The sequence below is a fragment of the Candidatus Zixiibacteriota bacterium genome, from assembly GCA_017999435.1.
Lineage (GTDB): Bacteria > Zixibacteria > MSB-5A5 > GN15 > FEB-12 > JAGNLV01.
The window spans coordinates 142,694-166,698 of sequence record JAGNLV010000003.1 but is presented as its reverse complement, the minus strand read 5'-3'; the positions used below and the strand labels follow the sequence as shown (position 1 = coordinate 166,698).

Genomic DNA, 24,005 nt, shown 5'->3' with positions numbered 1-24,005 from the left:
TTTCTCTTGGCGGCGGGTTCTCCCGCAACCCGCCCGCCGCGCTTCGTCCGATGCAGGAAACCAGAGCTGTAGTGTATAGCTATCAGGAGGAGGTCTTCATGTCTTTTCGCACGATCCTGCCGGTGCTGTCGGCGGTCGCGGTTCTGCTGGCGGCCGCGACGATGGCCGACGCCCCCCGCGTGATTTCCTTCCAGGGCCGGCTGCTCGACGACGCCGGGGCGCCGCTGCCCGACGGCCCGAAGAGCATCCGCATCATCATCTGGAACGACCCCGCCTCCACCCTCCCCTCCCACGAAGTCTGGAACTCCGGTCCGCTGACGGTGGAGACGGCGGGCGGGCTGTTTTCGCTCAATCTCGGAGAAACGCCGATGCCGCCGCTCGGGCCGGGGTTGTTGGCCGACAGCGGGCTCTGGATCGGGATCACGGTCGGGGCGGAGGCCGAGGGATCCCCGCGCATCAAGATGACTTCATCGGCTTTCGCCTTCCGCGCCACCCTTGCCGATACAGCCGCATACGCCGACGAGGCGAGCTATGCCGGTGAAGCTGCCCATGCTGACGAAGCCAACCGTGCCGGCGCCGCGGTTCAAGCGGACAGTGCTGGGTATGCCGACACGGCCGCGTACGCCTTTTCCGCGCCTGTATCGGCCGTCGACCACGGGAGCCTGGCCGGGCTCGCCGATGATGACCACCCGCAGTACCTGCGCGCCGACGGCGGCCGAATGATGACCGGGGATCTCGACCTCGGAAAGCACCAGATCCACAGTCTGGAGGCGGGGACCACGTCATCGGACGCCGTGCGCTATGACCAGGCGGTGAAGGATGGGGATGCCGCGGGCGGCGACCTGACCGGAACCTATCCGGCCCCCCAGTTGGCGGCCGATGCGGTGGGTACCGCGGAGATCGCCGCCGGCGCCGTCGGCACCAGCGAGGTGGCCGACAACTCCCTTACCGCCACCGACCTGGCGAGCAGCTCGGTCAGTACGGCCGAAGTAACAAACAACTCCCTGCTCCACGATGACCTCGCCACCGGAGCGGTCCGCAGCGATGAAATCCAGGACGGGGCGATCGTCAACGCCGATATCAACGCGGCGGCCGCCATCGCCCCGTCCAAGATCGCCGGAACGGCCTGTGATCTTGCGACGGACCAGGCCATCACGGGGAACAAGACCTTTCGGGCCGCGACGTATTTCTATGACAGCACGATGGCGGTCGGCAGTTACTCCGTTTTGATCGGGACCGATTCCATCACGCCGCAGTGGACATACCCGCTGCAGGTAAGCCGGAAATACTCCACTTCGAACGTGACCCACGGTATCGATGTCCACCTGCGCAACGAGGGAATCGGGAACATCTGGGGCTACTATTCCCGGGTTGGCGTCAACGACGCCAGCTCCGGTACGCGCAGCGGAATTCAGGTCACGGCGGGTGATTCCTCCAACACTGTGGGTACCAGTTACGGCGTGCGCACCTACGCCTACGGCGGCGACCAGACGTACGGCATCTACGCACGGGCCAACGCGGGCGACATCGTCAATTACGCAGGGCTGTTCAGCGGCAACGTCGATGTTATAGGAACGCTCTCCAAAGATGCCGGCGCCTTCCGAATCGACCACCCCCTCGACCCGGACAACAAGTACCTCCAGCACTCCTTCGTCGAATCCCCCGACATGATGAACGTCTACAACGGCAACGTGACCACCGATGCCCAGGGCGATGCCGCGGTGGCGCTCCCCGACTACTTCGAGTCCCTCAACAAGGACTTTCGCTACCAGCTCACGGTCATCGGCCAGTTCGCCCAGGCCATGGTTGCCAGCGAGATTTCCGGCGGCCGTTTCACGATTCGGACCGACAAGCCGAACGTGAAAGTCTCCTGGCAGGTGACCGGCATCCGGAAAGACCCGTACGCGGAGGCTCACCGCATCCAGGTGGAGGTCGAGAAGCCGCCGTACGAACGGGGTTCCTACCGCTTCCCCGAGGGCTTCGGCCTGGGGAGCGAGCGGTCGGTCGATCGGGCCAATGACGCGGAGTTGGAGAATTCGGCGCCGGCCCCGGCCGCGCAGTAAGATGTGCGCCAGCGCCATGGACAACGGCGGACCCGTCGGGGTCCGCCGTTCACTTTTTCCGGATGGGAATGCGGCTCAGTTGAGGAATGTCCAGCCCACGGTGACCTTGAAATCCGGGGCGTCGGCCAGGCCGATCTTCCCCACAATGAAAAACCGGTCGCCGCTGGCCAGACCGCGCTCGATGCCGCCGATCAGGTTCACGCCCAGCTCCGTCTCCGAATGATTCCCGACTCCTTCGATATCGAAGCTGTAAATGTTGACGCCGAGACCGCCGCCGAGATAGGGCGACCAGACGTCCCAATTCGACGCAAACCGGTAGAGGGCGTCGAAATTGATCGCCGCCAGAGTCACGTTGTCGCCGAAGCCGAGTTCGAAATTCGGCTCGAAGCGGATGTGCTCGGCGAAATTGCCCACGTCGACGTGGAGGCCGAAATGGACCTGGTCGGGGTCGACCGTGGCGCCCAGGCGTGGGCCCCAGCCGCGAAAACCGGGCTGATTGTATGATTCCTGGGCCAGCGCACCCGGGACGGCCAGCGCCGCCAGCAACAGGATCGCCAGGCTGCCGCACAAAGCGTTCTTCATCGTGATTCTCCTCCGTGAAGGATTGCTGGGGACTAGTATCGGCATTTCGCCGGCTGCCGTTAGAAGAATGTCCACCCGATCGTCAGCTTCAAATCCGGGGCGTCGACCAGGCCGATCCTGGCCTCCCCGAAAAAGTGTGCGCCGCCGCGCAGCCGCCAGTCGAGCCCGCCCAGCAGGTTGACTCCCGGCTCGACGTCGGAGCCGTCGCCCTCGTCGCGGTCATCGCGCCGGCGCGCCGAAACGCCCCGATCGAAATCGTAATAGTTGGCCCCGATTCCCGCCCCGAGATACGGCATCAGGCGCGGATCGCGGGTCCGAAGGAGACACACCGCGTCGAAATTGAGCGCTATCGCGGTGACGTTGTCCCCGAACCCGAGGTCGAATGCGGGGCGGAACCGCACTCCCGGTTGCGGCGGGCCGACCTGCAAGTGCACACCCAGGTGAATCTGATCCGGGTCAACCGTCAGGCCGACATGGGGTCCCCAGCCGAGCGCGGTCGTTCCCGATGGCCCCGTCGGAGCTGCCGCCCCGGCGGGCGCAAGGAGCATCAGCGCCGGGCCAAAACACAGGAAGATAAGGCGGGCCGTCATCATGGAGGATCTCCTTTCCGTCAATCTCGTTCGCGATTGCCGGGTTCTCGTCAGTCCGCTTGCAGGGAGAGAAGCGCGGCGTGGTACTGCCGATCAAGATACGGCGCAAGCGCGCCGGGCGCAAGGGGGGCGTCGCGGTTCGGGGGCGGTGCCCGGCGGCTCTTCGGACCTTCCCTGCCCAACCCTTGCACACCCCGCCGCCCGCGCCCGGCAAATTCCTCCTGCCCCCTCCAAAACTATAGGATTCTTCCGATATATCCCTCGATAGCAGATTCCGAACCAGACAGGGAGCCAGCCGATGCCCAATATTCTCGTGGTCGACGACAAGGACTCGATGCGCAACATGCTCGCGGAAACGCTCAGCGAAGAGGGCCACCGGGTCGACGCGGCCCTGGACGGCAGGAGCGCGATCGACCTGGTCCGCAACAAGTCCTACGATCTCGTCCTCACCGACCTGAAAATGCCGGACATCAGCGGCCTCGAGGTGCTCACCACGGTGAAGGAAGTGGACAGCGAAACCGCCGTCATCGTCATGACCGCCTACGGGACGATCGAGGACGCGGTGGCGGCGATGAAAGCCGGCGCCTACGACTTCATCACCAAACCCTTCGACACCGAGCACCTGTGCGTGCTGATCAACCGCGCTCTGGAGAACCGCCGCCTCATGGCCGAAAACACGCTGCTGCGGGAGGAGGCGATGAGCGGCAAGGAATTCGCCAACATCATCGGAAAGAACCACCAGATGGCCGAGGTCTGCGCCCTGGTGCAGAAGGTCGCCGGGTCGGACGCCTCGGTGCTGCTCCAGGGGGAGTCGGGCACGGGCAAGGAGCTTTTCGCCCGCGCCATTCACGGCCTCTCGTCGCGCGCCAACGGCCCCTACATCACCATCAACTGCGCCGCCATTCCGCGCGAACTGCTCGAGAATGAGCTGTTCGGTTCCGAGAAGGGGGCCTTCACCGGCGCCCACGCCCGGAAAATGGGGAAATTCGAGATTGCCAATACCGGGACGATCTTCCTCGACGAAATCGGCGACATGGACATCGCCCTCCAGGCGAAACTCCTGCGCGTCCTCCAGCAGCGCAATTTCGAACGCCTCGGCGGAACCAAACCGATCGAGGTCGACGTTCGCGTGATCGCCGCCACCAACATGGATCTCACCGAACTCATCCGCGCAAAGCGGTTCCGCGAGGATCTCTACTACCGGCTCTCGGTTTTTCCGCTCACCATCCCGCCGCTCCGCGAGCGTCTCGACGATCTGCCGCTGCTGGCCGATTTCTTCATCGCGAAATACTGCACCGAGATGCGCAAGCCGGTGAAATCGCTCACCCGTCCGGCCCTGGAGCTGCTCCAGAAATACCACTGGCCGGGGAACGTCCGCGAACTGGAAAACACGATCGAACGCGCGGTCATTCTCGCCGAGGGCAAGAAAATCACGCCCGACCACCTGGCTATCCGCCTCCGCCGCACGAGCGAAATCCAGTTGCGCGACGGCGCGGGGCTCAAGGAGATCGGCGCCCTGGCCCAGATGCAGGCCGAGCGCAGCGTCATCCTCCGCGTCCTTAAAGACACGCGCGGCAATAAACGCAAGGCCGCCCGCATCCTCAAGATCGACTACACCACTCTGTTCGACAAGATCAAGAAGTACGACATCGAGAGCGCCCTGAACGAATAGGCGCGTCCGCCGGTCGCTCCAGTAAAATGCGAAAGGCCCCGCCCTCCGGCGGGGCCTTTGTGCTGACTGCGCCAATTGCAGACCGTAGGTATGCGCCGACCGGCCGCCGCTGGCCGGCGGCGGAGTCGTCGCGCCGAAGCAGACGCCGTGCACCGCCGGTGCGAAAGGGGAGAGGTCGCGGACGCCGAACGTCGTGAACCTTCGGTGTCCCCAGATTGCCGTTCGGAGTCCCTGTGCAAACACAGTCGAGCAGGTGGTCGTCACGGACGGAGCCATCGTACATACGCGCGGTCGAATGCTCCCAAGGGAAGCTGCTCCCCGGCAGCCTCGCCAACAGCCGGCGCGTCATCCTGCGGCGGCGCTGCGTTCAACATCCTGCGTCCTTGCCGTTCCGATCCCGGTTGTCCGCGTTGGCGGCCGGTGCGAAGATTCCGCTTGGCGAACCCGCCTGCCGGCGGTAAATTGACAGATGTTTCAGGGGGTCGCGCAGGGTGACTTGGTGTCTGCTCGACAACCTGCCGCACATCCACAGACTCAGGAGGTCTCATGTTCACCACCGGCCGCATCCGTCGCTTGGCGGTGCTTGCCCCCGTGGCGGCACTGGCGCTGATTTTCGCGTGCAGCGATTCGGGGACCGACGGTCCCCCCGTCGAGGGCGACTGCACGACTCTCACCGCCCAGGCAAACGCCGCCCTGGCCGCCCTCATGCAGGGCGACATCGACAGCATCATCAATCACGGCGACTCGACTTTTCGCCCGCACGACGTCGACTTCAGCATTCCCCACGGCCTCTACCAGCAGGCCCTGGCGGCCGATCCCAACTGCGCGGACGCCAAGATGGGCGCGGCATTCACGGGCGTCCTCATGTTCATGACCGACGCCGACTTCAACAGCCTGGTGGAGAAATTCAAGCACGCGTACGACACGCTGACGTTCAATCCGATGCGCCCGAACAGCCTCGCCCCCGCGGTCGGTTTCGGCGGCGACATTCTCACCGATGCTATTCCCCTCAAAGCGGGGCGCTTCACCGGCCTGATCCCCTCGCCGCTCGAGCTCGATCGCGCGGCGCTGCGGCTGGCGGCGGTCGATCCCGACCTCACCGCTCTGCAGGATCGGCTCGAAGAGTCGCTCCTGCCGAAAATCCGGAGCGCGCGCACCCGCCTGCTCGACCTGGTCGCCGATCCCGACTACACGTTCGAGATCACGCCGGCCATGCAGGGCAACGAAGGCGCCGAGCCCGTCCTTCTCGACCGGTCCGACATCCAGCTCTTTATCGCCATGACCTACGCTGCGGAGGCGGGGCTGGAGGTCTTTTTCGCCCGCAACCTTTCCCTTTCGGCCTATACGACGGCCGGCGTTGAAGAAGCCCTGGCCCGCACTTCGGAGTTCCTCAGCCTCAAGTCCGGCGGCGTCGGCACGCAGCACATGGGCAACGCCAAGCAGTGCGTCCTCGATGCCGTCAACGCCCTCAAGACCGCGATCGGCTACCTCCGCGCCGAGATCGACACCTACCAGCCCTACGATTTCATCGAAGTGTACGAGGAAGACCGCGACGATCTGCAGGACGCCGAGAACGTCGCCGATTCCGTGCTCGACTACTTCACCGGCCCGCGCCCGCTGCAGGTGACCTTCAACCGCGAGTGGGAGTGTGTCTGGGTCGTAGACCACGATTCCTGTTACTGGGTCGAGGACACGCTGCTCCTCGATGTCGACATCGCCGAGTTCTTTGACAATCCGATCACCAACTACAAACTCTTCGTGCCTCTGTACACGGTCACTGTCGATCCCCTGAACGACCTGTACAAGGCCCACGCCGCCGCGCATTTCAGCCGTGCGCGCTACTGGACGGCGCTGGGCGCTCTCCACGGCATAACTGCGCCCAATGACGCCGCCTACTTCGGCTACCACCTGCCCGACGGTGATACCGATGAGTTCTACCGTTTCCTCGCCGAGTGGCCGCAGTCTCACCAGACCGTGTTCGGGTGGGACGACGTGGAAAACTGGTGCGGTCCGGGCGATACCAACCTGACGTGCTACTTCTCCCTCAATGCGCAGAACCGTTATGAAAGGTACTGGGACTCTCCCGATCAAATACTCGCGTGCTACGACTGGGCAGCCGCCGACTTCGGTTCGTGGACCTTCCCCAACCCGACCATGAACGGTCTGCTGCCGGGCATGACCTCGGACCGACTGAAGGAAATCTGGTCCGTCGACCTCGGCTTTCCGTGGTATCCCTCCCAGTGCGACACCCTGGGGTTCGACTTCTGAGGGGATTGACCTCTGATGGCCTCATGTGGCGATAGTGATGCCCGGCGCTGCGTGCCGAAGAGGAGCGCCCTGGCGGCGCTCCTCTTGAGCCTCCTGGCGGGTCCGCCCGCCGCCGCGGTGCGCCTGGACGGCTCGTCCTCGGGCTACCAGACCATGGTGCTCTTCCGCGACTCTCCCGGCGAGCAATGGTCGGTCGGCCGCTCGCGCATGGAGGCCGCGGTCTCGGCGGACCGTTTCGGCGCCGGCTGGCAACTGCGCCTCGGCCACACTGTTCCGACGGGCGAGCTGCGCTTCGGCGACTACTCCGGCCAATGGCCGGCCGCGGCGCCCGGAGCGGCCGACCGCTTTCTCGGCCGCGTCGGACCGCCCCGACCGAGCACCGACGTGGCGCTGGCGGCTCGCTTCTGGCGGCGGCGCCTCGCGGTCGAGCTCCCCTGCCGCTTTCGCTCAACCGGCGACCCCGACTGCCGTCTCGACGTCTCCTTTTCGCCGCTGGAGTCGATCCGGCTCGGCCTCGCCTGGGGGCGGGTGACGCCCGATCCCGGACCGATCGACCTGTTCTACGAGTATGACGACTCCGGAGCGCGGGCCCGCGCGGGCGGCCGGGTGCACTGGTGGAGCCCCGCTCGGCTCGCGCAGGCCGAAGCGGAGATCGCCCCTCTGCCGCACCTGCGTCTGCGCTCGGTTGTCCGCGACCTTGACTTCGCGCCCGCCACGCCGGCATTCGACGGTGAGCCCGACGGTCTCTACCGGGCCTGCCTCGAGGGTTCGCTCCATGACGGCGCGCTCGGCGCCGACTGGCGCCTCGCCCGGGGTTGGCTCGCCGCCTACACCTACCGGAGCCTCCGCCTCGATGCTCGCCTCCAGGGGTACGACGGCGGCGTTCCCTGGGCTTACTTCGGCATCGTCCGCGGCGATCTGCATCAGCACGTCCTGAGCCTGCAACGGGGCGATCGCCGTCTGAGTTGGGAGTGGGGGAGAGGCGACGGGGCCGTCCAGGGGAGCGTCAAACTGCGCCCCTTCCTCGAGGGGCTCTACCGGCTCCTGGGCGAGCGGCGGCACATCGTCGCCTCGGGCGCGATCGACTGGAAACATCTGGCCCTCGAGAGCCCGCTGGTCTCGCGCGGGTGCGTCTCCCTTCGGGGCGCGCTCGACTGGCTGCGCGCCGAGCCGAGGGTCGAGTGGGTGACCTGGCGCCCGGTGCTGGGGCTCGGCATCGACGACCTCCGCACCGGCCGCTGGGACCTTGTGCGCGCCGATCTGCTGAGGGTTCGCCTGCTGCAGACGGTGCGCCTCGGCGCGGTTGCGCTCGATCTCGACGTCTCTCAGTGGCTCCCCCTCTCTATCAGGCGCGCCGGCGGAGCGTCGGCCGGATCGGGCGCCCCCGGCCCGGCCGACGGGTCCGTCTCCGAATCCGCCGGCGGCGGTCTGTGGAGTGGCTTCTCGTTCGCCGCTCGCGTGCGTCTCATACGTTGACCCGCCCTGTTCGGCCGCGCCCCGCCCCCAAAAACCTGTTGACCAAAGTCCGATCAGCCCATACATTCTCCCCGATGTCATGCCTCGAGGTACCCGCGGGGGCGACGGCGGCTCGTGACAGGCGCGCGGGGGGATGCCGGAGTTCCCGTTCCGGCGGCCTGCGGGGGAGCGCGCTCCGGTGCGCCGACGACCGCCCGGCACCGCCGACCCACTCCGCCGCCGGATCCGTCCGGGTCGTTCGAGCGTAAAAGGAGACAGATGCAGACATCATCGCTAGTCAACCGGCGCGTTCTGCTTTTGAACCAGAACTACGAACCGCTCTCGGTGTGTTCGGCCAAGCGGGCGATCGTCCTGGTCATCGAGGGTAAAGCCGAGATGATCGAGTCGGCCGACGGTCTCAAGCTGCGCACCGTGCGGACCTCCTACTCCCTGCCCAGCGTGGTTCGCCTCTGGAACTTCCGCAAAGTCCCCCTCAAACGGATCATGCTCACGCGGAAAAACATCATTCTCCGCGACGACGGCCGGTGCCAGTACTGCGGCGCCAACAAGGGGCCGATGACGGTCGACCACGTCATTCCCCGGACCGAGGGGGGCAGCGACTCCTGGTCCAACCTTGTGTGCGCCTGTGAGCGGTGCAACAACCTGAAAGGCAATCGGACGCCGGAGCAAGCCGGGATGGGGCTGCTGCGAAGACCGACCCGCCCGAGTTACATCACGTTCATCCAGCGCAACTACGGGGTCGCCGACCAGTGGCGGCCTTACCTGTTCCTCGACTACAACAACGGAACGACATACACAACGTAGGGGGACCGGCAGGGCAGAGGTGGCGCAGTGCCTGATCTTCTCTGGCTCACCGACATCCATCTCGACTTCCTTGATACCGACGGCCGACGGCGGTTCTTCCGCCGGATTGGGGAGAGCTGCGCCGACGGCGTGGTGGTCACGGGCGACATCGGGGAGGCGGATACCGTCGAGGGGCACCTCGCCGAGCTCGCGGAGGCGGCCGCGCACCTGTCCGAGGTTCTGCCGGGAGCCCTCGCCCGGTACTCTCGTCTGCTCGTGTTGACCCATGTGCCGCCTTTCCGCGAGGCCTGCCGGTACGCCGGACGCATCGCGGATGGCGATCATCTGCCGCACTTCTCTTCGCAAGTTGTCGGCGAGGTTCTGGAGGCGCACCTGCGGGCCAACCCCTCCCGGTTCGCGACCGTGCTCTGCGGGCACACTCACGGCGGCGGGAAGGCGGAGGTGCTTCCGAATCTCACGGTGTTTACGGGAGCGGCCGACTACGGCCGTCCGCGGATCCAGAAGGTTCTTCATCTCTCCTAGCTCCCCGCTGCCCTCTTTCTGCACATTCGCCCGGACCCCGCCAAAATCGCCGCGCCGACCGTCCGATAATTCGGGAAAACAGCATTCCTTTTCACGATTGAGGATAGAGGTATGACGCACCCGCAAGGCCCCCCCCCTTACCCGACCCAGGCCTACACCGCCGGATACGGCGACGCGGCCGGGAGCTGCCACACCTACGCCGCCCCGCCGCCGCCCGGCTACGCCCAGCCGCTCTCGGCCCGCGGGCGAGCCGTCGCGACCGTCTACGCCCTCGGCGTCACTCTCCTGTTCCACCTGATCTCGATCCCGCTCCTGCTCTGGGAGAACAGCCTGGTCCAGCGCTACGGCATGGCGATCTGGGACGGCGGCATTGCGGAGGGGGAATTCGGCGCCTGGGGGCTCGTGACTTTCGGCAACGCCCTGTTCCTGATCGCCGCGACCGTCACCACGGTCGTCCTCTTTCTCATGTGGATCCACCGCGCCTACCGGGTGCTCGAAGTGAATAAGGTCGCCGGCCTGAAAGCGACCGCCGGGTGGGCGGTCGGCTGGTGGTTCATCCCGATAGCCAACCTGGTGAAGCCGTTCGAGGTGACCAAAGAGATCTTCGTGCGGAGCGAGCGGCCGCCGGCTGGCGGAGCGCCCTGGGGAGCCGGTCCGACGCCGGCCCCGGCCGGGTTCGTCGTGAGCACCGCCCAGTCGAGAGAATCCTCGTGGATCGTCGGCGCCTGGTGGCTGACCTGGCTGGCGGCCTCGTTCGCCACCAACCTCTCCGGGTTTTTGTCGGGGGCGTTCTACGGACTGGGCGGCAACAACCAGCCGACCGCGGAGCAGTATGTCCGCGGCAACCTGCTGGACATCGGCGCCACCGTGCTGTTCATTTTGGCGGGCGTACTCGCCATCATGGTGGTCCGCGACATCGACCGCCGCCAGCACCGCGCTTTCAGCCAGCAGCCGGCCCCGCTGCCTCCGTCGGCCTGGCCGCGCTGACCTGTGGAACCGGGGCCGGGCCCGTCGGATCCGAACTCTTATCGGCAGTGAGGTCTCTATGCCGGAGAGCCTGATCGCCCTTCTCGTCTTCGGCGGCTTTGCCGTCGTCTTTGTCGCCGTCATCCGGGCGGCGCGCGCGCAGCGGCGCGCCCGGATCGCGCGCCTCCAGCAGATCGGCTTCTTCGAATGGAAGGACCCCGACCAAACCCTCGTGGCGCGTTTTGTGCCGCTGATCAGCGGCGGCGGCAAGAAAGCCCCGATCGGCACCGTCCTGCGCCGCACCTCCGGCGCGGGGGAGATGTACACTTTCCTGCCGCACGGCGACACTTCTGCCGCGGGAGTGCTCATCGGACGGGTTCCCGACCTGGCCCTTCCCCGCTTCCGCCTGATGCGCCGTCCGCCGATAAACGGCAGACTCGGCACCTGGGTGGTGGGGCTGGTCACGAAGCTGATGGGGGGAGACCTGCAGCCGGTGGCGTTCGCTTCCCGGCCCGATCTCGCCGAGCAGTTCCTTGCCTTCGCGGAGACCCCGGCCGCGTTCGAATCATTCGCGCTGCGCCACTGGGCGGACCTGCTGAAAGGCGCCCCGGTCGGTTTCGGCCTCGCCGGCGATCGCGACCTGCTCGCCTTTTCCTTCCACGCCGACCTCGACCGGTCGGCCCGCCGCCGTTCCGCACTGCCGGCGCTCCCTTCGACAGTGACAATGACCCGGGACCGCCAAGATCTTTGCGCCCGACTGGCCGAGTCGGTGCGCCAGGCGGAGCAATTCATCGCCGCCGCGCAAACCTCGTGGTCGGCACACACAGTGTGACGCCGCGGCGGCCGAACGCGACTTCCCCACGAAGCCGGCGAGACAGCAGGGCTCCTCGGAAACGCAGTCGCACACATTACACGCATTGAATCCACGCACGAGCCCAGGGCGGCTCTCCGGAAAATGTTAACAGACTGCCTCGTTGCCTCTTAACATTTCCGCATCGATCGTCACCAAAATTGTCCTCGTTTGACACCTTCGCCGGTCGATTTTCGTAACACTCTTCCGCGAAATTCGTTATCTTACGGCGGAACTATGGCTTCTCGTTACTGACGAATGTAGGTGAGGTCCAATATGGCGAAAATGCGATTTTCCACGATGACGACGCGACTGCGTCGCAGCGAGATCCGCGAACTTCTGAAACTCACGCGGACCCCCGGAACGATCTCGTTCGGCGGCGGCCTGCCCGACCCGGTGGTGTTTCCCCGGGAGGCGGTCGAAGCGGCATCCAAGCGGGCTATCCGGGAACGCGGCGATCTCGCACTCCAGTACAGTCCGACGGAAGGGGAACCGTTCCTCAAGGAGCAGCTCGCGGCGTACATGCAGCGCCACGACGAAATCGCCCGCCCCGAGGACATGTTGGTTGTCTCGTCCTCACAGCAGGCGCTCGACCTGCTCGGCCGAATCTTCATCGACCCGGGCGACCCGGTCCTTATCGAACGGCCCACCTATGTGGGCTCGATCCAGGCCTGGCGGGCCCTCGACGCCGACTTCCAGGGAGTCGACATGGATGACGACGGAATCATCCCGGAGAAACTTGACGCCAAGATCCGGGAGCTGGTCGATGGCGGCCGCCCGCCCAAATTCATCTACGTCATCCCCGACTTCCAGAACCCCTCCGGAATCAACCTCTCGCTGGAACGCCGCCACGAGGTGCTCGCGATTGCCTCGCGTTACGATCTGCCGATTATCGAAGACAGCCCCTACCGCGAACTCCGGTTCTCCGGCGAGCTGATCCCGTCGATGTACTCCCTGGATACCGAGCGGCGGGTGATCCTCATGAAGACGCTGTCGAAGATTTACACGCCGGGATTCCGCCTCGGCTGGATTGTCGCTCCGCCCGACGTGCTCGACAAGCTCATCATGGTCAAACAGGGCGCCGACCTGTGCACCTCGGCCTATGTCTCGATCATCACCGGCTACTTGTTCGAAGACGGGGCGATCGAGCGACAGGTTGAGCGCTGCCGCGATCTCTACGCCCGCAAGGCCGACGTGATGCTGGCGGCGATGGAGCGCGAGATGCCCAAAATCCCCGGGCTCTGGTGGTCCAAACCGACCGGCGGCATGTTCCTCTGGCTGCGCATGCCGAATCACATGGACACCATGGAAATGATCCACGATGCGATCAACCTGAAAGTCGCCTACGTGGTCGGCACAGCGTTCTACACCGACGGCTCCGGCCGCAACGAGATGCGGCTCAACTACTCCTACCCGACCGAAGAGCAGATCGAACTGGGCGTCGAACGTCTCGGCAAACTCATCCGCATGCGCGTGCGCGGCGAAAAGCGCGCGGGAAAGACGCCTGCCGACGACACCGACGAAGAAGAGTGTGCGGCTTGCGCTGACACCGGCGACCGCACATCGGAGCAGGATAGGTAGGGACCATCCGCCGGTGATATCGGCCCGCTCACGCAAAGTGGCGGGCCGCCCGTCGGTCGAGGCGCCCGACGCCGCGCCGTCGGCCTAGGCGAGCGGCATCTCCACCTGCTCCCCCGGTCCGATCTCGCCGTAGCTTACCTCCCACTGCACGGAGAGCGCGGTCGTCTCCTCGCTGAACTGCCGCACGCTCGCCGCCGGCCGGAGCACCATCCCCGTCTCCTGGCGGCTCACGCACGGCCACCCGTGGCGGCTCACTGTGAACGTCGGGGGCTTGCCCTCGGCCGTCCGCCGGCCGACCAGGGCCAGGTGGCGCTCGATCCGTTCTCTCAACACCTGTCGCGAGACCCCCGGCGTTTCCCCGAGCTGGCGCAGCAGCGCCGGGCGCAGACCGAACTCGATTTCGTAGCCGATGCTGTGGCGTTCGTTCGCCGCGGCGGCCAGGAGGGTTGTCCCGGTCCCGACGAACGGGTCGAGCACGACATCCCCCTTGATCGAGAACATGTTGACCAGCCGCCAGGCGAGTTCGAACGGAAAGGCGCCGCTGCGCGAGCGCGCCGCCGAGGCCAGTTTCTGCGGCGCCCCGGTGAGATCCGACCAGACGTCGGAATACCACCGGTTGCGCTCCTCCCAGAAAATGGCGCTCTCCGCCCGCCGTCTCTGCTCGTCAGGACTGCGGAACACCCGCTTGTCCCCCTTGCGGAATATGAGGATGTACTCGTGCTCGAGCGTCACGTAGGCTCCCGGCGGGAGCATCCCCGAGCCCATGAATTTGTTCGGTGCATTGGTCGGCTTGCGCCAGATAATGTTGGGGAGGTTGTGCAGCCCGAGCCGGAGGAAGGCATCGATCACCCGGGCATGGTTGGGAAAGAGGCGGAACCCGGACCCGATACTGCGGGCGGCATCGCCGATATTGACGCACGCGATTCCCCCCGGCGCGAGCACGCGGGCGACTTCCCCCCAGACGCGGTCCAGCAGTTGGTGCATGAGGGCAAAGGCCGCCTCCCCTTGTTCCTGCCGGAGAGCATCCCCAATCCTCTCGTCCTGATCGCCGAAGCTGTTGTCCCACATCTCGATCATGGGGTATGGGGGGGAGGTTACGACCAGCGCGGTCCCCTCCTCGGGCAGATCAGCCAGGGCAGTCGCCGGGCGAAAGTGCACGACGTGGCGGGTGGTCGGGGCGCTCGACATGGACGGAAGATACCCCGGCCGCGGCAACGGCGAAACCGGTTTTTCCTCCGTCGTAAGATGTTGCGGACCGATCGGTTATCCCGCGACAGAATTTAGCCAAAGTTTTATTTGATTTCCCCTCGGCCCGCGCGTAAGCTCCGGCACCGGCGTATAACGTCCGTGCGTCGGTTATTAACATGGTGAACGTGAAAAGCAAAACCACGACCCGCCCGGCCTCCAAGAACAAGTCGGACACGACCCGCAAAGCGGTGTCGCCGGAGTCGGACCAGGCAGTCCGGGAGACGGTGCACGCCGAAAAGGAACCGGTGACCAAGCCCAGGCCCGCTAAGAAGGCCAAACCGGGCGCGGAGAAGGAAGTCATCCTGTCGGGGATGCAGCCGACCGGCTCGCTCCACATCGGCAACCTCGAGGGGGCGCTGCGCAACTGGATCGAGCTGCAGGACCAGTACACCATGTACTGCTGCATCGTCGACTGGCACGCCCTTACTGCCGTCTGGGAACACCCGGAAGTGCTGCGCGACAACATCTTCATGATGGCGGTCGATTACCTCGCCTCCGGCCTCGACCCGGAAAAGTGCGCCATCTTCATTCAGTCGGAAGTCAAAGAGCACGCCGAACTCCATCTGCTGTTCTCGATGCTCATCTCGGTGCCGACTCTGATGCGCCTGCCGACTTACCAGGAGAAAGCGGAGCACCTTGATTCCTACGGTTTCCTCGGCTATCCGGTGCTGCAGGCGGCCGACATCTGCGTCTACAACGCGCACAAGGTCCCTGTCGGCAAGGACCAGGCCAAGCACGTCTGGCTGGCGAACGATCTGGCCAAGCGGTTCAACCACTACTACGGTCCGACGCTGAACGAGCCGGAGGGGCTGTATCGCGAGATTCCGCTCATCCTCGGTTCGGACAATCGGAAGATGTCGAAGTCGTACGACAACCACATCCCGCTGGATTTCACGGAAGAAGAGACGGCCAAGCGGCTTCGGACATTCTACACGGACTCGCAGAAAATCCGCCTGGGCGATCCGGGACGGCCGGAGCAGTGCCCGATCTACCTGCTCCACCGCATCTACACGCCGGGGGCCGAGGAGTCGGTGGCCGCGCCCTGCCGGAGCGGGGCGCTGGGCTGTGTCGAGTGCAAGAAGCGGCTGGCCGATAATCTGAATGCCGCCCTGCGGCCGATCCGCGCCCGCCGCCAGGAACTGCTGCGGCGCCCCGGCGACGTGTGGGATGTCCTGGCCGACGGCGCGCGGCGCGCCCGCGAGCGGGCCGCCGAGGTCATGGAGAAGATCCATACCGCCATGAAATTGAACTACCGAAAACAAGGCTGAGGCATGAACGCACCATTTGCCGCACCCGCCGAAAACTACCGCGTCGACCTCCCCGTCTTCAACGGTCCGCTCGACCTGCTGCTCTACCTGATCAAAAAGGAAGAGGTCGACATCTACGATATCCCGATCGCCCGCATCACCCAGCAGTACCTGAAGTACATGGAGCTGATGAAGGAGCTCAATCTCGAGGTGGCGGGCGAGTTCGTGGTCATGGCGGCGACCCTCATTCACATCAAGGTCCGCCTCCTGCTCCCGCGTGACCCGGACCAGGCCGAGGAGGACGACCCGCGCGAAGAACTGATCATGGCCCTCCTCGAGTACAAGAAGTACCGCGAGGCGAGCGAAATCCTCCGCGAGAAAGCGATCATGGAGGAGCGCTACTTCGTCCCCGAGCTGCCGGTCGGGCGGCCGGACCTCAAGGTGGATCTCTCCCCGGGCACCACCCTCTTCGACCTCCTCACGGCCTTCCGGGAGGTGCTCGCTAACCGCTCCGATGAACAGGTCCACCGGGTCGACACTTTCGAGGTGTCGATCGAGGACCGCATCGGCCACGTCATGCGCATCCTGCGCGGGCGCGAGGCGGTGGCGTTCCGCGAGTTGTTCGCCGATCTGCCCCGCCGCATCGTCGCCGTCGTCACCTTCATCGCCCTCCTCGAGCTCGTGCGCACGCGCCGGATCGCCATCGACCAGTCGGAACCGTTCCGCGAGCTCCGCGTGTACCGGGGCGAGCAGTTCGATGCGCCGCAGCGGGAGATCGACATCGTCGACTTCAGCCGGCTCGAGGTGCAGGCGGCGGGATAGCGACCTATGAGCGAGGACGTCTTTAACGCCGCGGTGGTCGAAGCGCTGATCCTGGCCTCTCCCGAACCGCTGCCGGCCCGCAAAATCGCCGAGCAGCTCGAAGACCTGACGCCGGCGCAGGTCGGCCGGGCGGTCGCCGCACTCAACGACCGCTACTTCCAGGCCGGGGCCTCCTTCCGGATCCGCGAAATCGCCGGCGGCTTCCAGTTCTACATCCTCCCCGAATTCACCGGCTACGTCGAAGAGATGTTCACGCGCCGCCGCAAAATGCGCCTCACCCGCGCCGCCCTCGAAACCCTCGCGATCGTCGCCTACCGCCAGCCGGTCACCAAAGCCGAGATCGAACACATCCGCGGCGTCGCCTCCGACGGCGTGCTGCAGAACCTGCTGGAAAAAAACATGGTCGCGATTCGCGGTCGCGCCGCCACCGTCGGGAAACCGCTCCAGTACGGCACCACCGACGAATTCCTCAAATTCTTCGGGCTGGCCGGCCTTGACGATCTGCCTAAGATGAAAGAAATCGAGGAATTGATCCGGGCCGCCGAACCGGACAACGGCGACCAGCTCAGTTTCGAGACCTCGGTGCTCGACGTGGCAATGGCGCGGAAACTCAACGTGGCCGACGGCACCTTCGACCCGCAGACGCGGGAGGCCGACCCGCAGGACGATGACCGGCCGGCGCCCCCGCCCGGCGCGCCGGACAACCTCGGCGCGGAGCCTCCCGGGGCGGACGATGCCGACGCCGAAGACGAGCTCGGCGACACCGCGCTCGAAGAGGCCGCCGAGCAGGATGAGTCCGACAGCGACGCGGGCCGGCATCCCTGACAACCCGGGCGGCCGCCGGAGGGCTGCATCAGTGATCAGGATCAACAAATACCTCTCGCAATGCGGGGTCACCTCGCGGCGGGGCGCCGAGGCGCTCATCAAGGAGGGCCGCGTCGCCGTCAACGGCCGGCCGCTCACCGAGGTCGGAGCCGTCATCGAGGAGGCGACCGATGAGGTGCGGGTCGACGGCGAGGTCGTCGCCCCTGTCGAGCAGCAGGTCTACATCGTTCTGAACAAACCCGCCGAGGTGATGACCACGCTGCGCGACCCGTTCCGCCGCCGCACAGTCGCCCGCTTCCTCAAGGGTGTTCCCTGCCGGGTCTATCCGGTGGGGCGGCTCGATTTCGACGTCGAGGGCGTGCTCCTGCTCACCAACGACGGGGATCTCGCCTACCGGCTCACCCACCCGAAATACGACGTGCCGAAAGTGTACGAGGCGAAAGTGGAGGGGAAATTCCAGCGCGTCGACAGCGAGGGGATCGCGCGTGGGGTCGCGCTCGAGGACGGGGCCATCGGCCGGGCCGCGGTCACGGTGCTGGAATATGCGCGCCGCACCACCCGCGTCCGCCTGACGCTCACCGAGGGACGCAAACGGGAGGTCAAGCAGTTATGCGCCGCGGTCGGGCACCCGGTCGTCTACCTCGAGCGCGTGGAGTTTGCCGGGATCACGGCCAAGGGGTTGGCGCGCGGCAGATGGCGGCACCTCACGGCCGCGGAGATCGAGCGCCTCAAAAGCCTGGTCGGCCTGAAATAGCCCCCCCGATACTCCCGATGGTCCGTCCCGCCCGCCGGGCGGCAGACCGCCCGTGCGGCCGGTTCTACAGGTCGGAGGGGGACGGGGGGATGCTGCCGCGGCCATCGGAGAACGTCCGGCCGCTGAGTTCGGCCAGCCGCTGCCAGTGCACCGTCGGGGCCTCTCTGCGGAAGGAGAAGACGAACGGTCCGAGCGGCACGACGTCGTACTGATCGCGCAGCCAGGGCGCGGCCGCGGTTGCTGAACCCCACAATTGCACGATGACATCGGGCTGCAGAACGCCGATCGAGTAGGCATAGTCCCACTTCATGTGGCCGGGGAGAAACTCGCCCCAGCGGCGAAACGGGGGACGTTCGGCGGCCGAGCCGTGCGCCAGCCGGCGGTCGGTCTTCCCGAGGAGGTCAACGGTCGGGCGGCCGGAGAAGTACGGGATCGCTCCGGCCCAGGTCACGGCGATGGTGGCGTTTTCGCTCGTCAGCTCTCTGACCAGATTCGCCCGGCGCACCATGTTGGCGTTGTCCGTCCAGTGCAGGGGGCGGCTGGTCAGCGCCCACTCGGACAGGGAGGCGGGACCGCGGAGCATGTTGAGCAGCACCAGACAGACGGCGGCGGCCGCGACAAACAGTCTCCGCGCCGGCCTGCTGAGCGACCCGCCGTTGCCTTTCCGCTCGGGCCGCAGGCGCGCCGCGACCGTCGCGAGGGCCAGGCTCAGGGCGACGAAGAGGAGCGGCATGGCTATGCTGATGAACCGGTTCGCGCCGCCCCACCAGTCCCAGACATCGCCGCCGACATAGACGCTGTAGGCCGCCTGGGCGAGGATAACGGCGAGCAGCAGAAGATAGGCGCGGTGGCGCAGCCACCGCACGGCCAGCAGGGGCGCCGCAAACGGCAGCCAGTATTGCCGGTTGAGGAACCCGACCAGCACCTCCCACCCGTGCGCGATCCGCAACCGGGCCGGGTAGCCGGTCATTTTCAGATAGTACGTATTCGGGAGGAGGTCGCCGTAGTACCAGTAGCGCAGCGCCGTCTGCGCGGCGAGCAGGCCGCCGACGCAGAGCGCGCTCCACCGCACCACCTCTCCCCGGCGCGCCGGGAGCGCCCAAAACACGCCGGCGGTGAGGACGGCCGCGGGAATGGCTGCGTCAATGCGCACGAGCGTCAACCCGCCGAGCAGCGCGAAGAGCGGCCAGAGAGCGCCGCCCCCCTGCAGGGCCCGCGCCGCCAGCCACATCGCGAGCGTGACCCCGAACGCCAGCAGGCCCACCTCCATTCCCTGCAGGTTGTAGGTGTTGAGGGGCAGATAGAATGCGGTCAGGGCGACGGCGGCGAGCGGGACCAGGGGATGGTGCGGACGCAGCGCCTCGGCCAGCCGCTTCACCGCGACCAGCGTCGCCAGCCCCAAAAAGAGGCCGGAGATCTGGATGACAAGAGAGATCTTGGCTGCGCCCACCGGCAGCAGGTGCACCAGCGCCATGTAGAGCATCCACAGCGGATTGGTGTACCCCTCGACCGGCGCCGCGCCGGCGTTGAACACCGGGCCGTACCCCCGGATGAGGTTTTCGGCGTAGCGCATCGAGATCATGGCATCGTCGAGCAGCGTGAAATAGCGCGTGCCGTCGATGACGAAACTCGTGCGGGCGATATAGATCGCCGCGTAGAGGCAGTACGCCCCGAGAACGGCGGCATACCAGGCCCGATAGGTGGTTGTGTGTCGGCCCATACCAAAAATACGTACGCTGCGCAAAGACGGCTGTTGGCACCGGCGGCCGCCCTTCGGACGCCGCCGCCTGTCACCATTATCGGCCGGTATGGGCGGGAGCTTGGGGACAAAACGGGGCGCCCTACAGGCGCCCCGCCAAATGATCGGTTGACCGGAACGAGTCTAGTACTCGTCGGAGTGACGCCACTCGGCGTCCTCGAGCCACTCTTTCGGGCGGCGGAGGAAGTGGATGACGTTGTCGAGGGTTACGAAATGCTTGTGCTCTTCATCGGCGATCCGGTTGAGGATCGTGCGCTTGCCCTCGGTCTCGACCTGCGTGGCTTTGTCGCGGTAGAACTCCTCGCTCCGCCGCTCCACCTCGCGGGCTTCGACCCAGGCTTTCTCGACGTCTCCGGCGAAGGTGAAATCGCGGCCCGCGGCTTTCAGGTCCTCGAACACGTTGCGCGCGGTGGCGAGAATCGGCGTTGCGCTCCCCTCTTTGTACTCCGCCGCCTGGCCGTCGCGAAGCGCCTTAAAAATGTGGAAATGTTTGAGCTCGTCGTCGGCGAGCTGCTCCCAGATCTGCTTGAACTGCTTCTGGTCGGCCTTGGCGGCCTGGCGAAGGTAAAAATCGCGGCCGTCGGTTTCCATCTTCATGGCGTATTCAAAAATGTCCGTCACCTGCATCGCTGGCATCTCCTTTGGGTTTCAGGCCCGGTCAATTCTGCCGGAGGGTACGAAAATCGCGGGTGGAAGTCAACTGCCATGCGCCGCGCCGGCCGACCAGGGATGACAGCTCGCGTCTGCGGCGTCTGTTGAAAGCCAAGGGGTTCAAGAGAATCGGCCCCGCCCCGCGCCTTTTGCCGTCGGCGCCGCCCACGGATGGGGAAGCAGTCGAAAGCCACCCGCCGTCGAAACGACACTCACTCGGGCAGGCAGGCCGAGGGCGGCGGGCCGGAGCGGAAGAGATACGCGATGAGCATGGTCAGGTCAGCCACTCTGATAACACCGTCTCCGGTGGCGTCGCCGTGGGCCGGGCAGGCCGGGGGCGGCCCCCCGCGGAACAGGTAGGTGCTGAGCGCCGTGAGATCGCTTACCTTAATGAAACCGTCGCTGGTGAAATCGCCGCGCAGGGTGCAGCACGGCTCGTCCTGCCACCCGGCGAGGCGCGCCAGCAGCCACCAGAACGCCTTGCCCTTCCGGTAGCAGTTGTAGCAGTGCGAGTGGGCGCAGCCGTCGCACGGCGGGCAGGGGTTGACGGTGCACCAGGCGGCGCACCATGCGCAGTCGTCGGAGCCCTCGGGATAGTACGCGCCCTCCGGGTCGTAGCTCTCGATGTCGGCAAAGTCGAACAGCGCTTTGTCGTGCAGCGTGCAGTAGCTTCGAATCTGATCGTTGCGGAGATAGAGGTTGCCGGTCGGGCCGGTGCCGTCGAGATGCCCCGTCATATAGACGAAGGTGACGCCCGGGTACTCGCTTTCCAGCGCGGACATCTCACTCAGGTAGAGGTCGATTCCCTCCGGCGTGTTGGTCGACACGCCCCCGCACCACGACCACACGACCACATTCGTCGCATTGCCCGGTTCATTGAGATGGCTGCGGGTCGCCTCGGCCCAGGCCAGGTCGCCGGTGCCTCCCAGATCAGTCCAGAGCTCGGTGATAGCGAGTGTCCCCGCGCCTTCGTTGAACCGATAGAGGGTGTCTTCGGACCGGATCATCTGCATTCCGGTGACGATCTGGCTCCCGTGCGATGTGTGGCCGTAGAAAATCCGGTACTGGCTGCGCACCTGCTGGATGACGGTAGCCGGGATTTCGCCAAACGGGGCCACACTGGCGTGGTCGGCGGTGATGGCGCCGGCGCCGCCGGGCGCGGCGAGCATGAGCGCGACCGCGGCCGCGATGAGGCGAGGCAATAGGCACTTCATACGACATCCCCTTGTCATGACGGCGGTCCCTTACCGAATGCACTATAGTCAAAAGATAGCGTCCGGACGCCGCCCTGTCAATCGGATAGACGGCGCCGGCGGCGCTTTCCGCGCCACTTGCCCTCACCCGCCCGTTTGCCTATACTTGGCCCGATGAAATGTCACTGCGGATACGCCGCGTGCCGATTTCCGGCCGCCCTGTGGTTTGCTCTGCTGGCCGGGATTCTCGCACCCGGCGGGGGCGCTTGCGCGCAGGCGGCGGGGTCGGTCGCTGCGCCGGTGGAACGGGCGCACTTCACCTACTACTTCGATCAGCCGCACTACATCGACCTGGCCGATACGGCCCTGGAGCGGGCCCGGCGACAGCTGTTCGGGCTGGTGCGCGATACCTTGACCTACAGGGCGGATGTCTATCTGGTCGATAATGCCGACAAGTTCCAGGGTCTCGTGCGGGGGCGTATCCCGGACTGGGGGGCGGCGGTGGCGTACCCGTCCAAAGGGCGGATCGCGGTGAAATCGCCGGACAAGTTCAATCTCGGCAAACCGCTCGCGCAGTTGCTCACGCACGAATATGCCCACCTCGTCATGGCGCAGCGGACGGGGTTCCACGAGGCGCCGCGCTGGTTTGACGAGGGGCTCGCCCAGCGGGTGTCGACCGAGTGGTCGTGGCTGGACAACGTGGCGATGAGCAAAGCGGCCGTGTTCGGGCAGTATCTCCCGCTGGCCGAGATCGAATTGATGAACCGCTTCAACGAGGACAAGGCCCACGTTGCCTACGCCCAGTCGCTCGTGGCGGTCAACTATTTCTTCGACGCCTACGGGGTGGCGGCGGTCAACGTGTTCCTCGACGCGGTACGCGAGGGGGCCTCGTATGACGCGGCCCTCATGCGGGCGACCGGATCGGACTACGCCGGGTTCGAGGAGGAGTTCCGCAGGTACTGGAGCGGCCGCTTCAACCTCGTCACCCTGCTGGCCGACATGATGTGGCTGTGGTTTGCCCTGGCGGTCATCGTCGTGGTTGCGGCCTTCCTGAAGTACCGCAAGCGCCGGAGCTACTACCGGAAGTGGGAGCGGGAGGAGCGGCTGCAGTCGACCGATTTCGACTACGGCGATCCGGACAATCCCGAGGAGGTCGATGACGACGAGCCATGGAAAAGCTGAGCTACGAGTTCGAATATCTGCTGGCGGCCGCCGGGACCGGGCTTGCACAGCGGCTGTCGCCGGCGGCGGCCGACCGGTTTGCGGTCACGCTCGGCGATACCGTCCATGCGGTTTGGACGACGCGCCGGGAGATCGCCCGGGAAAATCTGCGGCAGGCGCTGGGGCCCCGGATGGCCGAGCCATTAATCCGCGCGACCGTTAAGCGTGTCTTTGAGAATATGGCGCGGTCGTTTATTGAAGTCTCCCGGTTCGAGCGACTCGGGCCGGACGGGGCGCGGGCGATTATCGTCGGCGACGGTCTGGCTCACATCGAACAGGCGCGGGCGAAGGGGCGCGGGTGCGTCTTCATCACCGCCCACTACGGCAACTGGGAGCTCTTAGGGAACTGGCCGGCGCTGATGGGGCACCCGACGGTGCTCTTGGTGGGGGTGCAGCACAACCCGAAGATCCACGCACTGTTCAACCGGTTCCGGCAGACGCTGGGGATCACGACGATCGAGACGGGGGTGGCGGCGCGCGGTGTGCTGCGGGCGCTCCGCGAAAACAAGGTAGTGGGGATCGCCGGCGACCAGCACAGCCACACCGGGCTGCGCATCTCTTTTTTCGGCCGCCCGGCGACCGCCTCGCGCGGGCCGGCGCTGTTCGCTCTCAAAGCCGGGGCCCCGCTGTTGCCCTACATGATGCGGCGGGAGAGCTATGACCGCCACGTCATCACCGCCGGCGAACCGATCTACCCGCCCGGCGGCGGCGACGAGGAGAAAGATGCGGACGAGATGACGCTCCGGCTCCACCGGTTCTACGAGGCGGAGATTCGCAAGTACCCGGACCAGTGGATGTGGACGCACCGGCGGTGGAAAGCGGCCGAGGGGGAGGAAAAGGCGGCAACCTTTCGGGAGCATATGCAGTAGAAACCGGATAAGCGGCATGCCCGGCGCCGCAGGGCGCCGGGG

The 24,005-nt window shown here is 65.9% G+C and carries 21 protein-coding genes; 15 read left to right on the top strand and 6 right to left on the bottom strand.

Features of this window, described 5'->3' with window-relative positions; translation table 11 throughout:
• Window positions 1–98 precede the first annotated feature (98 nt).
• Window positions 99–2,063 (top strand): hypothetical protein, encoded by a 1,965-nt coding sequence (locus KA261_08870; protein MBP7697909.1) that lies wholly within the window; start codon window positions 99–101, stop codon window positions 2,061–2,063.
• A gap of 75 nt (window positions 2,064–2,138) precedes the next feature.
• On the opposite strand, the gene KA261_08865 is transcribed toward KA261_08870, so the two are convergent.
• Window positions 2,139–2,645: a hypothetical protein gene (locus KA261_08865; protein MBP7697908.1), complete on the bottom strand. Its 507-nt coding sequence runs from the start codon at window positions 2,643–2,645 to the stop codon at window positions 2,139–2,141.
• A gap of 59 nt (window positions 2,646–2,704) precedes the next feature.
• A complete protein-coding gene (locus KA261_08860; protein MBP7697907.1) occupies window positions 2,705–3,235 on the bottom strand; it encodes a hypothetical protein in 531 nt (176 codons plus the stop codon).
• Between the two features lie 298 nt (window positions 3,236–3,533).
• Here KA261_08860 and KA261_08855 point away from each other — a divergent pair, with 298 nt between their 5' ends.
• The 8 genes from KA261_08855 to KA261_08820 all read left to right on the top strand — a co-directional run bounded on the left by KA261_08855 (window position 3,534) and on the right by KA261_08820 (window position 13,374).
• A complete protein-coding gene (locus tag KA261_08855; protein ID MBP7697906.1) occupies window positions 3,534–4,907 on the top strand; it encodes a sigma-54-dependent Fis family transcriptional regulator in 1,374 nt (457 codons plus the stop codon).
• Window positions 4,908–5,453: 546 nt separating this feature from the next.
• Complete coding sequence (locus tag KA261_08850) at window positions 5,454–7,175, top strand: hypothetical protein (protein MBP7697905.1); 1,722 nt, start codon at window positions 5,454–5,456, stop codon at window positions 7,173–7,175.
• Window positions 7,176–7,190: 15 nt separating this feature from the next.
• Window positions 7,191–8,651: a hypothetical protein gene (locus KA261_08845; GenBank protein MBP7697904.1), complete on the top strand. Its 1,461-nt coding sequence runs from the start codon at window positions 7,191–7,193 to the stop codon at window positions 8,649–8,651.
• Window positions 8,652–8,909: 258 nt separating this feature from the next.
• Window positions 8,910–9,455 (top strand): HNH endonuclease, encoded by a 546-nt coding sequence (locus tag KA261_08840; protein ID MBP7697903.1) that lies wholly within the window; start codon window positions 8,910–8,912, stop codon window positions 9,453–9,455.
• A gap of 27 nt (window positions 9,456–9,482) precedes the next feature.
• A complete protein-coding gene (locus tag KA261_08835) occupies window positions 9,483–9,977 on the top strand; it encodes a hypothetical protein (protein ID MBP7697902.1) in 495 nt (164 codons plus the stop codon).
• 111 nt (window positions 9,978–10,088) lie between these two features.
• A complete protein-coding gene (locus tag KA261_08830; GenBank protein ID MBP7697901.1) occupies window positions 10,089–10,964 on the top strand; it encodes a DUF4328 domain-containing protein in 876 nt (291 codons plus the stop codon).
• A gap of 58 nt (window positions 10,965–11,022) precedes the next feature.
• On the top strand, window positions 11,023–11,775 hold the full coding sequence (locus tag KA261_08825) for a hypothetical protein (GenBank protein MBP7697900.1): 753 nt from the start codon (window positions 11,023–11,025) through the stop codon (window positions 11,773–11,775).
• 294 nt (window positions 11,776–12,069) lie between these two features.
• Window positions 12,070–13,374, top strand: a complete 1,305-nt coding sequence (locus KA261_08820; GenBank protein ID MBP7697899.1) for a PLP-dependent aminotransferase family protein — start codon at window positions 12,070–12,072, stop codon at window positions 13,372–13,374.
• 84 nt (window positions 13,375–13,458) lie between these two features.
• On the opposite strand, the gene KA261_08815 is transcribed toward KA261_08820, so the two are convergent.
• On the bottom strand, window positions 13,459–14,562 hold the full coding sequence (locus tag KA261_08815; protein ID MBP7697898.1) for a site-specific DNA-methyltransferase: 1,104 nt from the start codon (window positions 14,560–14,562) through the stop codon (window positions 13,459–13,461).
• A gap of 176 nt (window positions 14,563–14,738) precedes the next feature.
• Between KA261_08815 and trpS the strand changes: the two genes are divergently transcribed.
• From trpS to KA261_08795, 4 genes are read left to right on the top strand one after another with little or no spacing between them, the layout of a single operon-like run.
• Window positions 14,739–15,890 (top strand): tryptophan--tRNA ligase, encoded by a 1,152-nt coding sequence (trpS, locus tag KA261_08810; protein MBP7697897.1) that lies wholly within the window; start codon window positions 14,739–14,741, stop codon window positions 15,888–15,890.
• Window positions 15,891–15,893: 3 nt separating this feature from the next.
• Window positions 15,894–16,691, top strand: coding sequence for a segregation/condensation protein A (locus KA261_08805; protein ID MBP7697896.1), 798 nt, complete (start codon window positions 15,894–15,896; stop codon window positions 16,689–16,691).
• Between the two features lie 6 nt (window positions 16,692–16,697).
• Window positions 16,698–17,516, top strand: a complete 819-nt coding sequence (scpB, locus tag KA261_08800; GenBank protein ID MBP7697895.1) for an SMC-Scp complex subunit ScpB — start codon at window positions 16,698–16,700, stop codon at window positions 17,514–17,516.
• 31 nt (window positions 17,517–17,547) lie between these two features.
• Complete coding sequence (locus KA261_08795) at window positions 17,548–18,270, top strand: rRNA pseudouridine synthase (GenBank protein MBP7697894.1); 723 nt, start codon at window positions 17,548–17,550, stop codon at window positions 18,268–18,270.
• A gap of 64 nt (window positions 18,271–18,334) precedes the next feature.
• Here the strand turns inward: KA261_08795 and KA261_08790 are convergent, their stop codons facing one another.
• The 3 genes from KA261_08790 to KA261_08780 form a co-directional block, all read right to left on the bottom strand.
• A complete protein-coding gene (locus KA261_08790; protein ID MBP7697893.1) occupies window positions 18,335–19,990 on the bottom strand; it encodes a hypothetical protein in 1,656 nt (551 codons plus the stop codon).
• Between the two features lie 162 nt (window positions 19,991–20,152).
• Window positions 20,153–20,656: a ferritin family protein gene (locus tag KA261_08785; GenBank protein ID MBP7697892.1), complete on the bottom strand. Its 504-nt coding sequence runs from the start codon at window positions 20,654–20,656 to the stop codon at window positions 20,153–20,155.
• Window positions 20,657–20,892: 236 nt separating this feature from the next.
• A complete protein-coding gene (locus KA261_08780; GenBank protein ID MBP7697891.1) occupies window positions 20,893–21,894 on the bottom strand; it encodes a hypothetical protein in 1,002 nt (333 codons plus the stop codon).
• Window positions 21,895–22,047: 153 nt separating this feature from the next.
• Between KA261_08780 and KA261_08775 the strand changes: the two genes are divergently transcribed.
• Together KA261_08775 and KA261_08770 are read left to right on the top strand one after the other, a co-directional pair.
• Entirely contained in the window at window positions 22,048–23,055 is a 1,008-nt protein-coding gene (locus tag KA261_08775; GenBank protein MBP7697890.1) for a hypothetical protein, read from the top strand.
• Window positions 23,043–23,963: a lysophospholipid acyltransferase family protein gene (locus tag KA261_08770; protein MBP7697889.1), complete on the top strand. Its 921-nt coding sequence runs from the start codon at window positions 23,043–23,045 to the stop codon at window positions 23,961–23,963. Before KA261_08775 ends, KA261_08770 begins: the two co-directional genes overlap by 13 nt.
• The last annotated feature ends 42 nt before the right edge of the window (window positions 23,964–24,005 follow it).

Bases quoted from the DNA above. Each gene is read 5' to 3' on its own strand.
- KA261_08870 (MBP7697909.1), top strand. From the start codon at position 99: ATGTCTTTTCGCACGATCCTGCCGGTGCTGTCGGCGGTCGCGGTTCTG.
- KA261_08865 (MBP7697908.1), bottom strand. From the start codon at position 2,645: ATGAAGAACGCTTTGTGCGGCAGCCTGGCGATCCTGTTGCTGGCGGCG.
- KA261_08860 (MBP7697907.1), bottom strand. From the start codon at position 3,235: ATGACGGCCCGCCTTATCTTCCTGTGTTTTGGCCCGGCGCTGATGCTC.
- KA261_08855 (MBP7697906.1), top strand. From the start codon at position 3,534: ATGCCCAATATTCTCGTGGTCGACGACAAGGACTCGATGCGCAACATG.
- KA261_08850 (MBP7697905.1), top strand. From the start codon at position 5,454: ATGTTCACCACCGGCCGCATCCGTCGCTTGGCGGTGCTTGCCCCCGTG.
- KA261_08845 (MBP7697904.1), top strand. From the start codon at position 7,191: ATGGCCTCATGTGGCGATAGTGATGCCCGGCGCTGCGTGCCGAAGAGG.
- KA261_08840 (MBP7697903.1), top strand. From the start codon at position 8,910: ATGCAGACATCATCGCTAGTCAACCGGCGCGTTCTGCTTTTGAACCAG.
- KA261_08830 (MBP7697901.1), top strand. From the start codon at position 10,089: ATGACGCACCCGCAAGGCCCCCCCCCTTACCCGACCCAGGCCTACACC.
- KA261_08825 (MBP7697900.1), top strand. From the start codon at position 11,023: ATGCCGGAGAGCCTGATCGCCCTTCTCGTCTTCGGCGGCTTTGCCGTC.
- KA261_08820 (MBP7697899.1), top strand. From the start codon at position 12,070: ATGGCGAAAATGCGATTTTCCACGATGACGACGCGACTGCGTCGCAGC.
- KA261_08815 (MBP7697898.1), bottom strand. From the start codon at position 14,562: ATGTCGAGCGCCCCGACCACCCGCCACGTCGTGCACTTTCGCCCGGCG.
- trpS (MBP7697897.1), top strand. From the start codon at position 14,739: ATGGTGAACGTGAAAAGCAAAACCACGACCCGCCCGGCCTCCAAGAAC.
- KA261_08805 (MBP7697896.1), top strand. From the start codon at position 15,894: ATGAACGCACCATTTGCCGCACCCGCCGAAAACTACCGCGTCGACCTC.
- scpB (MBP7697895.1), top strand. From the start codon at position 16,698: ATGAGCGAGGACGTCTTTAACGCCGCGGTGGTCGAAGCGCTGATCCTG.
- KA261_08790 (MBP7697893.1), bottom strand. From the start codon at position 19,990: ATGGGCCGACACACAACCACCTATCGGGCCTGGTATGCCGCCGTTCTC.
- KA261_08785 (MBP7697892.1), bottom strand. From the start codon at position 20,656: ATGCAGGTGACGGACATTTTTGAATACGCCATGAAGATGGAAACCGAC.
- KA261_08780 (MBP7697891.1), bottom strand. From the start codon at position 21,894: ATGAAGTGCCTATTGCCTCGCCTCATCGCGGCCGCGGTCGCGCTCATG.
- KA261_08775 (MBP7697890.1), top strand. From the start codon at position 22,048: ATGAAATGTCACTGCGGATACGCCGCGTGCCGATTTCCGGCCGCCCTG.
- KA261_08770 (MBP7697889.1), top strand. From the start codon at position 23,043: ATGGAAAAGCTGAGCTACGAGTTCGAATATCTGCTGGCGGCCGCCGGG.